This is a genomic window from Paenibacillus lignilyticus, assembly GCF_017942085.1.
Lineage (GTDB): Bacteria > Bacillota > Bacilli > Paenibacillales > Paenibacillaceae > Paenibacillus_Z > Paenibacillus_Z lignilyticus.
In genome coordinates, this window is the sequence record NZ_JAGKSP010000010.1 from 132,186 (window position 1) to 143,985 (window position 11,800).

Genomic DNA, 11,800 nt, shown 5'->3' on the forward strand with positions numbered 1-11,800 from the left:
GAGGTCTTATTTGCCCGATTTTGATCAAAAATAAAGGCTAACGAATCGTACAGGTCTTATTTAGTCAAATTAGCGCGTCAAACGGCCTTTTTGGGCTAAATAAGACCTCTGTGATTCGTTAGCATTTTCGAGGGGCTGTTTTCTCGCAAATAAGCCCTCTACGATTCGTTAGAAGTTCGCGCATAGTTTGCGGATGACGCAAATGGCGGGATTTTGGATACTAAAATATGATATGGTGAGTAGAGTGAATGCTTGCAGCTTGCAGCGTGTAGATAGTGGCGGGAAGATGAATCGGAAAGGGACGAGCGATATGCGATTCGCACAGATGGATGAACGTTATTTGCCGCAGGTGCTGGAGATTTATAATCATTACGTCGTGCACACGACGGTCTCTTTTCACACGGTTCCCTTGACACTGGAAGAGATTCGACCGAATGTGATGCCTGCCAACCCGCTGTATAGCACGTATGTGTGCGAAGAAGACGGCGCGATCATAGGCTATGGACTGCTTACGCAGCACAAGAACAAGCAAGCCTATAATACGACGGCAGAGGTGACCGTCTATCTGGCTCCGGAGCATCTCGGTAAGCGGATTGGCGCAGAGATGGTGGCTTTTCTGGAGACGGAGGCGCGAGCGAGAAAATTTCATGTGCTTGTTGCGACGGTGTGTACGGAGAATGAACGAAGCATGCGGTTGTTTGAGCGTCTCGGGTACGAGCGGGCGGCGTTATTTAAGGAAGTGGGCCATAAGTTTGGCAGGTGGCTCGACATTGCCAGCTATCAGAAGATCTTAAGGTAGGAAGCGGCAGCTCCGGCGGCGAGCGCAAATTTAAACGAAAGTAGGTACAAACTATGAATAACCTGACCAAATTTCGAATCGCCAGACCGGCGCATGACTTGTTCGAAGCTTTCGCAGATCCTGCGAAGATCGGCAACTTCTGGTTCTCATCCAGCTCGGAGCGATGGGAGAAAGGCAAGTCGGTTACGCTGATTTACAAAGAGTACAATGCCGAAGTGGGCATTACGCTGCTTGACGTTGAGGCGGATAAGAAGATCGTTTTTCAATGGGCGGGCGAGGAGAATATCGTCACCATCACCTTGGAAGAGCAGCCTGACGAAAGTACGATTATTGCCATTAACGAAGAGGGGTTTCATGAGAATGATCCCGAGCTGCTCAGCAAAATCGTAGACAACAAAGAAGGCTGGGTGTTTGTGCTGTCGTGCTTGAAAGGGTACATGGAGTTTGGCGTGACGGCGCTTCGGACAGGCATTGTCAAATAAAGCCGCCAGGCAAAGGCAGTTTGGATTGGGACAAAGTAAGTTGTTCTAATCGGAGCTGCCTTTTTCTACGCCTTCCGTTGATCATCGATACCGCGAGCGGAACTCCTTCGGACGAGCCCCGGTGTGCTTGCTGAAGCAGCGGACGAAATAGGGAAAGGTCTGGAAGCCGGTTTCTTCGGCGATTTTGCCAATGGGCTCGCCGGTGTGGATGAGCAGCTGCTTCGCTTGCTCGATGCGGTACCGGGTGAGGTAGTCCTGCGGCGTGCAGCCGAATGCTTTCTTCATGCAGAGCGCGATATAGTTGGCGTGAAAATGCAGATGCTCCGACAGCTCCTTGTAGCGAAGCTGCTCCCGGTAGCGGCGCCGCAAAAACGCGGCGGCCTCGTCCGCCAGCGCGAGCTGCGGATCCTTGGCGGCCGTGTTGCTCTCCTCTTGCAGCTGAAGCAGCAGCTCCTGGATCAGTGCTTGCTGGCGGAAGCGTGCCGCCGCCGTGACCTCGGACCGCAGCTCAAGCAGCTGCTGCAGCCGCTCATAGAAGTTTTCGCGCGTATGGAGCTCGCCGCGCCGCGGAATATGGAACACGAACGACTCGATCTGCATGTAGGGCTCCGTGCCGGACGGAAGCATATACGGCTCCCGTTCCGTTACCTCGCTCCAAGTCCCGAGCGTCTGAAAATGGAGCCAATAGAAGTGCGTCTCTTCCTTGCACGGCAGGGCCGTCCGATGAGAGCGATCGGGCCGCAGAATGGCGAAATGCCCGGCCGGGACGGATAACGGCAGTCCATCCTCCTCCAGATACAGACAGCCGCGCGTCACCGCGAGCAGATCAAACACGCCGATGCCGGAGCGGTTCGGGTGCCGGCCTTCGGCGGGATACGTATCCTCGCCGGACGTAATGTAGTGCGGCATGGGCGGAGAAGTGAATCGGAACATTGGCGAGCAGCTCCTTTGATGCGGGGTTCCTTTATCATAAGGGTTTGACGAAGGATATGCCATATTCACCATGTTGTAATCGGACAAAAACCGGTTGTCATCCGCTATCGGCTTCTCCTGCCCGGGCATGCTATATTCGGTTCATATCATTCTATTATTGCTGATAAGGGAGACGATTGAACGTATGGAGATCACGAAGAACAAGCTGACCGCTGCCGCGTTTCAAGCGCTGCCGCTTGGCGCGATCAAGCCTGCCGGATGGCTTCGGAACCAGCTGCGCATACAAGCCGACGGACTGACCGGACATTTGGAAGAGCATTGGGGCGATGTTGGTCCGGATAACGGCTGGATTGGCGGCGAAGGCGAGAGCTGGGAGCGCGGTCCTTATTATTTGGACGGTCTGCTGCCGCTCGCTTACTTGCTGGAGGATGAGAAGCTGATAGCCAAAGCGCAGCGCTGGGTGGAATGGTCGCTCGCCAGCCAAGGGGAGGACGGCAACTTCGGCCCTCGCGGAACGATTCAATCGGTGAATAACGACATTAACAAGAAGCATGACTGGTGGCATTACATGATCATGCTCAAGGTGATGACGCAATACGCGGAAGTGACGGGGGACGAACGTGTCGTTCCGTTCTTGACCCGATACTTCCGTTACGTGCACAGTCATATCGCATCTAACCCGCTTGAGGGATGGGCGAAGGCTCGCGGCGCGGAGATGGTGCTGTGCGTGCAGTGGCTGTATAAAGCGACGGGAGATGCGTTCCTGCTGGAGCTTGCTGATATTGTGGCCGAGCAGACGCTCGATTGGACAGATGTCTTCCATGACTTCCCCTACTGGCGCAAAGTAGAGGAGTGGGATTGGAGCACGCATGTCGTAAACGTGGCTATGGGGATCAAAACACCTGCCATCCGTTATGAGCTGAGCGGCGCAGAGGTTGAGCTTGCGGCAGTGCATCGCGGCATTGACAGCCTGATGACGTATCATGGTCAAGCGCATGGCATGTTCTCCGGTGACGAGTGGTTGTCCGGTACGAGCCCAAGTCAAGGCGTCGAGCTGTGCGCCGTGGTCGAATATATGTATTCGATGGAGCATCTGACGCGCGTGTTTGGCGAAGGACGGTTCGGCGATATTTTGGAAAAGGTGGCGTTCAACGCGCTCCCTGCCGCAATCTCGAAAGACTGGACATCGCATCAATACGATCAGCAGGTGAATCAAATCGTCTGCAACGTGGCTCCGCGGGCTTGGAGCAACGGTCCGGATGCGAACTTGTTCGGTCTGGAGCCGCATTTCGGCTGCTGCACATCGAATATGCATCAAGGCTGGCCTAAGTTTACGTCTCATCTGTGGATGGGGGACGGGAACGGAGGCTTGGCGGCTGTGTCGTATGCGCCGAGCGTGGTGAACGCGACAGTTGGAAGCGGTGCGACGACGACAGCGGCGACGGTTACCGTGAGCGGGGAGTATCCGTTCCGCGATACGGTTCACATCACCGTGGCGCTGGATCGTCCAAGTGAAACCTTCGCCGTTTCTCTGCGGATTCCGGCTTGGTGCGCTTCGCCCGGTTTGTCGGTTAACGGGGCTAACGTTTCGCTTAACGTCGTTAACGGCTATGCGCGGGTGGAACGCGAGTGGAAAAATGGCGATGTGCTGACGCTGTGCCTGCCGATGGGCGTTACTACGACATCACGCAATTTGTATGCCATTAGCGTTGAACGCGGCCCTCTTGTTTACGCCTTGCCAATTCAGGAAAACTGGCAGCTGCTGACGAAGCGGGCGATGTTTCACGACTGGGAGGTATATCCGGGTTCGCCTTGGAAATACGGCCTGCTGGCAGACAACGACTATGCGGTCAGCGAGAGTGAGGTTCCGTATCAGCCGTTCGACGCGGAGCATGCGCCGGTTCGATTGAAGGCAGCCGGCCAGCTGGTGCGCGAGTGGAAAATGGAAGGCAACAACGCAGGGACGCCGCCGATCTATCCGAAGGTCGAAGGTCAGGAGATGGCGGAATTAACGCTTGTCCCTTACGGCAGCGCGCGTCTGCGGATTGGCGAGTTCCCGCTGATCGGGGAACGCGAGAAGGCGTGGAAGAAGCGGGTTTAATCGAAGCGTGAGCAGGCAAAGTGGCTGAACGGGGGAGCTCCGTTCAGCCACTTTTTTGATTTTCTATCCGGATAGTAGGGAGACGAATGTTGCACATGCATACCACCTGGCTGCGCACTGCCTTCACCGAATGCGGACAAGCGCATGCTGCAGCACGTTGTTGCCGGTCTGTGGAGTTAGCGGTTCTTGGCTGAGGCCGAACACGTTGAGAATGACTTTGCGATTCGCTGTGCTGCGGCTGATGCGCACCTCGTATTTATACTGGACGCTCGATACGTCCGCGTATACGAAATTCGATGTGCCCGGAGCAAGGGATACGAAGCATTTTGTCGTGTTACATGGCGTTAGCGTGAGCGCGACCGGCAGGCCGCTTGACCAGTCGAATACTTGGACCTTCATTCGTAAGGCGTTTGCAAAGCCGAGGTTGACCAAGTCAACGAGGGCGAAGTTGGTACCTGGATTCCGGCGCAGAATTCCCGTCGAGAAAACCGCTCTGCTATAACTGCTGCGTACACTCCCCTTGTCGGCTCCACTGCTGCTGCTTTGGACTTTCCGGCCGCTTTTGACGACTCTACTGCTTTTTCTCAACATCGACATTCTCCTATCCCCTACTCTCTCATTCCTATCGCTGCTAGTTGCTATACTCCTGTTAATAGATGCCGAGCGTGATGAAAGGGTACGGGTTTCTGCCTGCCTTGAAATAAAAGAAAGAATAACGTGCTGGCCCGCCAGGAGGACGTAGACAGCCGTTTCACCTTGTGTGCATGAAATGAATGGAAACGTCCACAATATAAGGGGCTGACCATCCAGACCATACCGGCTTCAGAGAAGGAGAAGAATAACAATGCGGATGAAAAAACAATTGCTAAGCCTGACTCTCGTGTGTGTGCTGCTTGGGCTATGGCTGGCTCCCTTAAGTGCCTCAGCTGCTAATCAGGACCATCATGCCCATCAATTGCGCTATACACAGTCGATGGTGAACCTGAGCAAGGAGCTCCGAAAGCTGTGGGGGGACCATGTATACTGGACAAGATCCTACATCGTGAGTGCGATCGATGGGGGGGCAGACCGCGATAAAGTATTGGAGCGATTGCTTCGTAACCAACAGGATCTCGGCAACGCGATTAAGCCTTACTATGGCGAGAAGGCTGGGAATAAGCTGGCTGAGCTGCTGAGGGAGCATATCCTGATTGCCGGGCAAGTGCTTGAAGCAGCGAAAACCGGCAATCAGGCAGACCTCGAGAAGTACAACCAAGCATGGTACCGGAACGCCGATGATATCGTGAAGTTCCTGAGCGGCGCTAACCCCAACTGGACGCACAAAGAAATCAAAAGCAAGATGGATCGACATTTGCAGCTGATTACGGTCGCGGTGACCGCGAGGCTGAAGAAAGATTATAACGGCGATATTGCCGCGTTCGATGCGGGATTGACTCATGTGTTGATGTTTGCGGATATTCTCACGCAGGGCATCATTGCCCAGTTCCCCGATAAGTTCAAATAACCAGCTTGATTACTGCTAAGAGGCCGCCGGATTGTATTCGGTGGCCTTTTTGCATGCTCCGAGCAGGTTCAGCAAGAATCATCAAGAATATAGGATAGAGTCGCGCTACAATGAGAACAGCAAAGGAAGAGGAGGTCCTGCATTCGAATGAGGGAAGATTACCTGCTGCAAATTCAAAAGACGATCGATTACGTAGAAGCGCATGTGGAGGAGGAGCTGTCTTTATCGCGGCTGGCGCAGGTTGCGAGGCTGTCCGACTTTCATTTTCACCGGGTCTTTCTGTCCATGGCAGGCGATACGGTAATGGAATACGTGCGTAAGCGTCGTTTGGCGTTATCGGCTTGGCAGGTGGCTTATTCGGATGCAAGGCTGCTCGACATTGCGCTTAACTTCGGCTTTCAGAATCATGAAACGTTCACTCGCGCCTTCAAGCGCATGTTCGAGATGACGCCGGCCGACTACCGCAAGCAGGGGATCAAGCCGCCGGCTTACTCGAAGCTAAATGTGCTGCAGCGCAAATACAATCCTTATTTGGGAGGCATTCGCATGAATTATCGGATTGAAACCAAGCCCGCGTACAAGGTCATCGGCTACGAGCTTACAACATCCACGAACGATGGCGAGAATCAACGTCAAATTCCGGCCTACTGGCAGGAGTATTTGAAGAATGGCTGGGCGGGCCGTATTCCGAACCGCGTTCATAAAGACAACCCGGTCGAGCTCGGCATCTGCCACAGCTTCGATATGGCGACCGGAAGCTTCAAGTACCTGATCGGCATGGAAGCAGAGACTTTCGACAATGTGCCGGAGGATCTCGTATGCCGCGAGTTCGGCGCTGCCGAATATGCGGTGTTTACGACACCGAAGGTGCCTAGCGAGCAATTCTCGAACTCGATTCAAAGCACATGGGGCGCGATCTTCGGCGAATGGTTCCCGCATTCCGGCTATGAGCATTCCGGTGCTGCGGAGTTCGAGCTGTATGATTACCGCTGCCACCCGGATCAAGAGCTGGTGGAGATGGACATCTATGTCCCGGTGAAACGCAAAGAAGCGTAAGCTTCAACCTATAGCTAAGAAAAGGTACAGCCGATTATCGGCTGTACCTTTTCTTATTGCTCCGGGCGGACGAATTTTGCGCTATACGAGGATGCAAGATTCACCAACTTCTCTTTTTTCAACTCAGAAGGGTTCTGAGAAAATGGTGTAGTGCTCTGCTCGGGGCGGAAAAAGGTGTACTGCCCGAAAAAATCCCGTTGAGTACGGGAAGTCCCGCGTTTATCCTAAGTCTACAAGATAGAGGTAAGGAGAGAGCGGGTTGAGTCCATTTTCAATTGAAGGAAATGCGTTTGTAGTTGAAGGCAAGCCTGTCCGCCTTCTGTCCGGTGCCATGCATTATTTCCGGATTGTCCCTCAGTACTGGCAAGACCGTTTACTGAAGTTGAAAGCTTGCGGACTAAATACGGTAGAGACGTACGTTCCCTGGAATGTTCATGAGCCGAATGAAGGGCAGTTCTGTTTCGAAGGAATGGCCGATGTGTTCGCTTATATCGAGCTTGCGGGCAGCCTCGGCTTGCATGTCATCGTTCGTCCGAGTCCATATATTTGTGCGGAATGGGAATTCGGCGGGCAGCCGGCATGGCTGCTGGCGGATTCCGATATGCAGCTGAGATGCAGCTATCCGGCTTATCTCGAAAAGGTTGATGCTTATTATGATGCGCTCATACCGCGGTTGAAGCCGCTGCTCTGCACAAATGGCGGACCGATTATCGCGGTGCAGATCGAGAATGAATATGGCAGCTACGGCAATGACCCCAATTACCTGGACTATTTGCGGCAGGCGCTGCTTAAACGCGGGATCGATGTCCCGCTGTTTACCTCCGATGGACCCACTGATGCGCTGCTGCAGGGCGGATCCGTTCAAGGCGTGCTGGCGACGGTCAATTTTGGCTCCAATCCGACCTCTTCCTTTGACAAGCTGAAGGAATATCAGCCGGATTCGCCGCTCATGTGCATGGAGTATTGGAATGGCTGGTTTGACCATTGGGGCAAACCGCATCATATGCGCGATGCTGCAGATGCGGCGGCAGTGCTGGATGAAATGCTGGCAGCCGGCGCTTCCGTCAATTTCTATATGTTCCACGGCGGCACGAATTTCGGGTTCTACAATGGCGCAAACTGCCAGGAGCCTAATCTCTACGAGCCGACAATCACGAGCTATGACTATGACTCACCGCTGGATGAAACCGGCATGCCAACGGCTAAGTATTTCGCGGTGCGCGAAGTCATTGCCCGGTATGAAGAGCTGGGTTCGCTGGAGCTTCCTCCTGCCATCCCCCGCCGCGCTTACGGGCAAGTTGAATTGACGGAGCAGGGAACGTTATGGGAGCAGCTCGACGTTCTGTCGGTACCGGTGCAATCCGTTACACCGCTTCCGATGGAGAAGGTCGGCCAGAATTATGGCTTTATTCTATATTCGACGCACATTTCAGGACCGCGTCCTTCGGAGCAGCTCCATCTGCAAGAGGTGCGCGACCGGGCATTAATCTTCGTCGACGGCGCATTCAAAGGCGTGATCGAGCGATCGCAGACGCCGCAATCGCTGGCGATTGAGGTGCCGGCCGGAGGCGCGAGATTGGATATTCTCGTTGAAAATATGGGCAGAATCAACTATGGACCTTACCTAAGAGACCGCAAAGGGATCACGGAAGGGGTCCGACTGGGGTTCCAATTTCTCTTCAATTGGACCATTCGGCCGATTCCGCTGGAAGACGTATCGAAGCTGGATTTTGCAAACAACAGCTCGAGAGCGGATGGGCCTGGTTTCTATAATGGCTCCTTCCATGTGCATGAAGCCGATGCAGATACGTTCCTGGATATGCAAGGCTGGACAAAAGGCGTCGTCTTCATCAACGGCTTTAATCTGGGACGTTACTGGAGCAAAGGTCCACAGCAAACGCTGTATGTGCCTGCGCCTCTGCTACGCGCAGGCCGCAATGAAATCACGGTATTCGAGCTTCATGGCGCATCGCCGACAGCGAAGGTAATGTTCACGGATACGCCGATACTCAATCATCAGCCGCAGCAAGCCGACAAATAAGCGTAAGGAATAAGAAAATACACAAAAGAAGGTGAATCGCTTGTCCAATCCACTCAAAATGCCGCAATCGATCCAAGCTGTTCTGGCCCTGGCGGAGACAGAGCTGGCTGCGCATCCGAAGCTGCTTCATATGTTCAAGCAATGCTTCCCGAACACATTGGAAACAACCACGCGCCTGATGGATGACGGGACATCGTTCGTGTTTACCGGCGATATCCCGGCCATGTGGCTGCGGGATTCCAGTGCACAGGTCAGACCTTATATTCAACTGGCTTCGGAGGATCCGGAGCTTCGCCGCATCATCGAAGGGCTGTTGAAGCGTCAATTCCAGTGCATCCTCATCGATCCGTATGCGAATGCCTTCAACGAAGAGGCCAATGACAATCGGTACGAGAACGACATTACGGAATTGCCTGCGCCTAGTCCATGGGTATGGGAGCGTAAATACGAGATCGATTCCTTGTGTTATCCGATTCAAATCAGTTACTTGTACTGGAAACAGACTGGCAGCACGGCTGCATTCGACGAGACGTTCAAGCAGGCAGCGGCACTTATTCTGCAGCTGTGGCGCACGGAGCAGAAGCATGTGGAAGAGTCGCCGTACCGTTTCACCCGTCTGTCCGGCCCGCCAAGCGATACGATCCACAACAACGGAATGGGCGCGCCGGTCAGCTACACAGGCATGACGTGGTCCGGCTTCCGGCCTAGCGATGATGCTTGTGCCTATGGCTATCTGGTTCCCGCTAACATGTTCGCGAGCGTGGTGTTAGGCTACTTGGCCGAGATCGCAAGCGAAGTGCTGGGCGATGCGTCCATGCAGAGCGAAGCGCTTGCGCTGCAGGAAGAGATCGATGTTGGCATTCACGATTTCGGTATCTGCAAGCACCCGGTATACGGCGATATATTCGCCTATGAAACCGATGGGCAGGGCAATTACACGCTGATGGACGATGCGAACGTGCCAAGCCTGCTGTCCATTCCTTATCTGGGCTACGCAGCCAAGGATGATCCGATTTACCTGAACACGCGCCGTTTCATTCTGAGCAAGGACAACCCGTACTACTACGAAGGCAGCGTTGCGAAAGGGATCGGAAGCCCGCATACGCCGCCGCGTTATATTTGGCACATCAGCTTGGTCATGCAAGCCCTCACCTCGACCGACGATCAGGAAATCGCGGAGCTCGTGAAGCTGCTGATCGCTACGGACGGAGACACCGGCTTTATGCACGAAGGCTTCAGCGTGGATGATCCGACGCAGTTCACGAGATCGTGGTTTGCTTGGGCAAACACCTTGTTCGGCGAGCTGATTCTGAAGCTGATCCACGAGAAGAAGATTGGAGCCATGCTCGCATAAGCGGCGAAGCATCGTTAATTATTAAGGAGGCTAACAACATGAGTGAAACCGTACATGAAGTGGAAAATGGCGTTCATAATTATAGCAGCGAATCCGAGTGGGTCAAACCAACGGACCCGGTAACTGTGGAACGTCTGGAATGGTTCCAGGATCAGAAGCTCGCCTTGATGATGCACTGGGGTCCCTATTCCCAGATCGGCATGGTGGAATCGTGGACGCTTAGCGATGAAGACGGCGACTGGGCGCGTAATGACGTCGATTGGACGGACGACTATGAAGAGATGAAACGCGAGTACTTCGCGCTGAATAAGACCTTCAATCCGATCCGCTTCGAGCCGGAGAAGTGGGCGGAAGTAGCGGCCGAAGGCGGCTTCAAATATTTGATCTTCACGACTAAGCATCACGATGGTTTCTGCATGTGGGATACGCATACGACGGACTACCGCATTACGGGCAAGGATACGCCTTTCCATGCGCACCGCTATGCGGATATTTGCAAGAATGTATTCGATGCCTTCCGCGATAAAGGACTTGCGATCGCAACGTATTTCTCCAAAGCGGACTGGAATACGCCTTATTACTGGGCACCGGGCATGGAGAGAGGGCGTCATATGTGGCGCGGACCTTCTTACAATCCGGCGGAGCATCCTTCGATGTGGGAGAAATTCGTCCAGTTCACGCATGAGCAAATTATGGAGCTGATGACGCGTTATGGCCGCATCGACATCCTGTGGCTCGATGCCGGCTGGGTACGAGACGGCGGCAAGGTCAATCAAGATATCCGTCTTGGCGAAGTGGTTGAGCGCGCACGCCAGACTTCGCAGCCATGGCTGCTGTCGGCTGACCGCACAGTAGGCGGCGCTTATGAGAATTACGTGACACCGGAGCAAACGATCCCGGATCGTCCGCTGCACGTGCCGTGGGAGAGCTGCATCACTATCGGTACTTCGTTCTCGTTCGGCTTCGAGGACAAGTACAAGTCTGCGCGCCAATTGGTTCATATCTTGATGGAGGTAGTGGCTAAAGGCGGCAACCTGGCACTGAACGTCGGACCTCAGCCTGACGGCAGATTGCCCAAAGGCGCCGTGAAGAGCATGAAGGACCTCGGAGCTTGGATGAAAGTGTATGGCGAAGCGGTCTACGGTACGCGGATTTGCGCTCCGTACTACACGGGCGATTGTGCGTTTACGCGGAAAGGCGACACGGTTTACTGCACGTATCTGTATGCAAACGAGAACTCGCCGGTATCCGGACAAATCCGCATTCCGTATACGGAAGCAGTTACGGGCATCGAACTCGTGGATACGGGAGAATCCGTCTTCTACACGCGGGACCAAGAGGGTATTATCGTGCATCTTCCGGAGAACCAGTTGAACGGAGCAGCTCCGATCGCGCATGTTTTCCGCATGGCTACGAAGTAGTTCGCGCAGCTTCTAAATCTAGCAAATTTGGCAAGGAGACATAAACTAGTGTAAAATAAAGTGTATTTTTTTAAAGAGACGACACGGGAAACATAAGATAAAGGGGGAT

Annotated in this window: 10 protein-coding genes; 8 read left to right on the forward strand and 2 right to left on the reverse strand. The window is 53.9% G+C overall.

What is annotated here, in order from left to right; translation table 11 throughout:
* Positions 1-286: 286 nt before the first annotated feature.
* Both I8J30_RS22035 and I8J30_RS22040 read left to right on the forward strand, forming a co-directional pair.
* Positions 287-799 carry a GNAT family N-acetyltransferase gene (locus tag I8J30_RS22035; RefSeq protein WP_210661768.1) on the forward strand — a complete coding sequence of 171 codons (513 nt, stop codon included), beginning with the start codon at positions 287-289 and terminating at the stop codon, positions 797-799.
* Between the two features lie 53 nt (positions 800-852).
* The gene (locus I8J30_RS22040) at positions 853-1,281 is read left to right on the forward strand and encodes an SRPBCC family protein (RefSeq protein WP_210661771.1); all 429 of its coding nucleotides are present in this window, start codon (positions 853-855) and stop codon (positions 1,279-1,281) included.
* An 81-nt stretch (positions 1,282-1,362) separates the two neighbouring features.
* Here I8J30_RS22040 and I8J30_RS22045 read toward each other — a convergent pair whose 3' ends face one another.
* Positions 1,363-2,214: a helix-turn-helix transcriptional regulator gene (locus I8J30_RS22045; protein ID WP_210661773.1), complete on the reverse strand. Its 852-nt coding sequence runs from the start codon at positions 2,212-2,214 to the stop codon at positions 1,363-1,365.
* Positions 2,215-2,398: 184 nt separating this feature from the next.
* Here I8J30_RS22045 and I8J30_RS22050 point away from each other — a divergent pair, with 184 nt between their 5' ends.
* The gene (locus I8J30_RS22050) at positions 2,399-4,315 is read left to right on the forward strand and encodes a beta-L-arabinofuranosidase domain-containing protein (protein ID WP_210661775.1); all 1,917 of its coding nucleotides are present in this window, start codon (positions 2,399-2,401) and stop codon (positions 4,313-4,315) included.
* Between the two features lie 123 nt (positions 4,316-4,438).
* Here I8J30_RS22050 and I8J30_RS22055 read toward each other — a convergent pair whose 3' ends face one another.
* On the reverse strand, positions 4,439-4,912 hold the full coding sequence (locus I8J30_RS22055; protein ID WP_210661776.1) for a hypothetical protein: 474 nt from the start codon (positions 4,910-4,912) through the stop codon (positions 4,439-4,441).
* A 247-nt stretch (positions 4,913-5,159) separates the two neighbouring features.
* Here I8J30_RS22055 and I8J30_RS22060 point away from each other — a divergent pair, with 247 nt between their 5' ends.
* From I8J30_RS22060 to I8J30_RS22080, 5 genes are all read left to right on the forward strand, one after another.
* Positions 5,160-5,819 carry a glycosyltransferase gene (locus tag I8J30_RS22060; RefSeq protein WP_210661778.1) on the forward strand — a complete coding sequence of 220 codons (660 nt, stop codon included), beginning with the start codon at positions 5,160-5,162 and terminating at the stop codon, positions 5,817-5,819.
* Positions 5,820-5,966: 147 nt separating this feature from the next.
* Positions 5,967-6,875, forward strand: a complete 909-nt coding sequence (locus tag I8J30_RS22065; protein WP_210661780.1) for an AraC family transcriptional regulator — start codon at positions 5,967-5,969, stop codon at positions 6,873-6,875.
* 259 nt (positions 6,876-7,134) lie between these two features.
* A complete protein-coding gene (locus I8J30_RS22070; protein WP_210661782.1) occupies positions 7,135-8,916 on the forward strand; it encodes a glycoside hydrolase family 35 protein in 1,782 nt (593 codons plus the stop codon).
* 58 nt (positions 8,917-8,974) lie between these two features.
* Positions 8,975-10,270: a glycoside hydrolase family 125 protein gene (locus I8J30_RS22075; RefSeq protein ID WP_210661902.1), complete on the forward strand. Its 1,296-nt coding sequence runs from the start codon at positions 8,975-8,977 to the stop codon at positions 10,268-10,270.
* 38 nt (positions 10,271-10,308) lie between these two features.
* Positions 10,309-11,691: an alpha-L-fucosidase gene (locus I8J30_RS22080; protein WP_210661784.1), complete on the forward strand. Its 1,383-nt coding sequence runs from the start codon at positions 10,309-10,311 to the stop codon at positions 11,689-11,691.
* Positions 11,692-11,800 lie beyond the last annotated feature (109 nt).

Bases quoted from the DNA above. Each gene is read 5' to 3' on its own strand.
- I8J30_RS22035 (WP_210661768.1), top strand. From the start codon at position 287: ATGAATCGGAAAGGGACGAGCGATATGCGATTCGCACAGATGGATGAA.
- I8J30_RS22040 (WP_210661771.1), top strand. From the start codon at position 853: ATGAATAACCTGACCAAATTTCGAATCGCCAGACCGGCGCATGACTTG.
- I8J30_RS22045 (WP_210661773.1), bottom strand. From the start codon at position 2,214: ATGTTCCGATTCACTTCTCCGCCCATGCCGCACTACATTACGTCCGGC.
- I8J30_RS22050 (WP_210661775.1), top strand. From the start codon at position 2,399: ATGGAGATCACGAAGAACAAGCTGACCGCTGCCGCGTTTCAAGCGCTG.
- I8J30_RS22055 (WP_210661776.1), bottom strand. From the start codon at position 4,912: ATGTCGATGTTGAGAAAAAGCAGTAGAGTCGTCAAAAGCGGCCGGAAA.
- I8J30_RS22060 (WP_210661778.1), top strand. From the start codon at position 5,160: ATGCGGATGAAAAAACAATTGCTAAGCCTGACTCTCGTGTGTGTGCTG.
- I8J30_RS22065 (WP_210661780.1), top strand. From the start codon at position 5,967: ATGAGGGAAGATTACCTGCTGCAAATTCAAAAGACGATCGATTACGTA.
- I8J30_RS22075 (WP_210661902.1), top strand. From the start codon at position 8,975: ATGCCGCAATCGATCCAAGCTGTTCTGGCCCTGGCGGAGACAGAGCTG.
- I8J30_RS22080 (WP_210661784.1), top strand. From the start codon at position 10,309: ATGAGTGAAACCGTACATGAAGTGGAAAATGGCGTTCATAATTATAGC.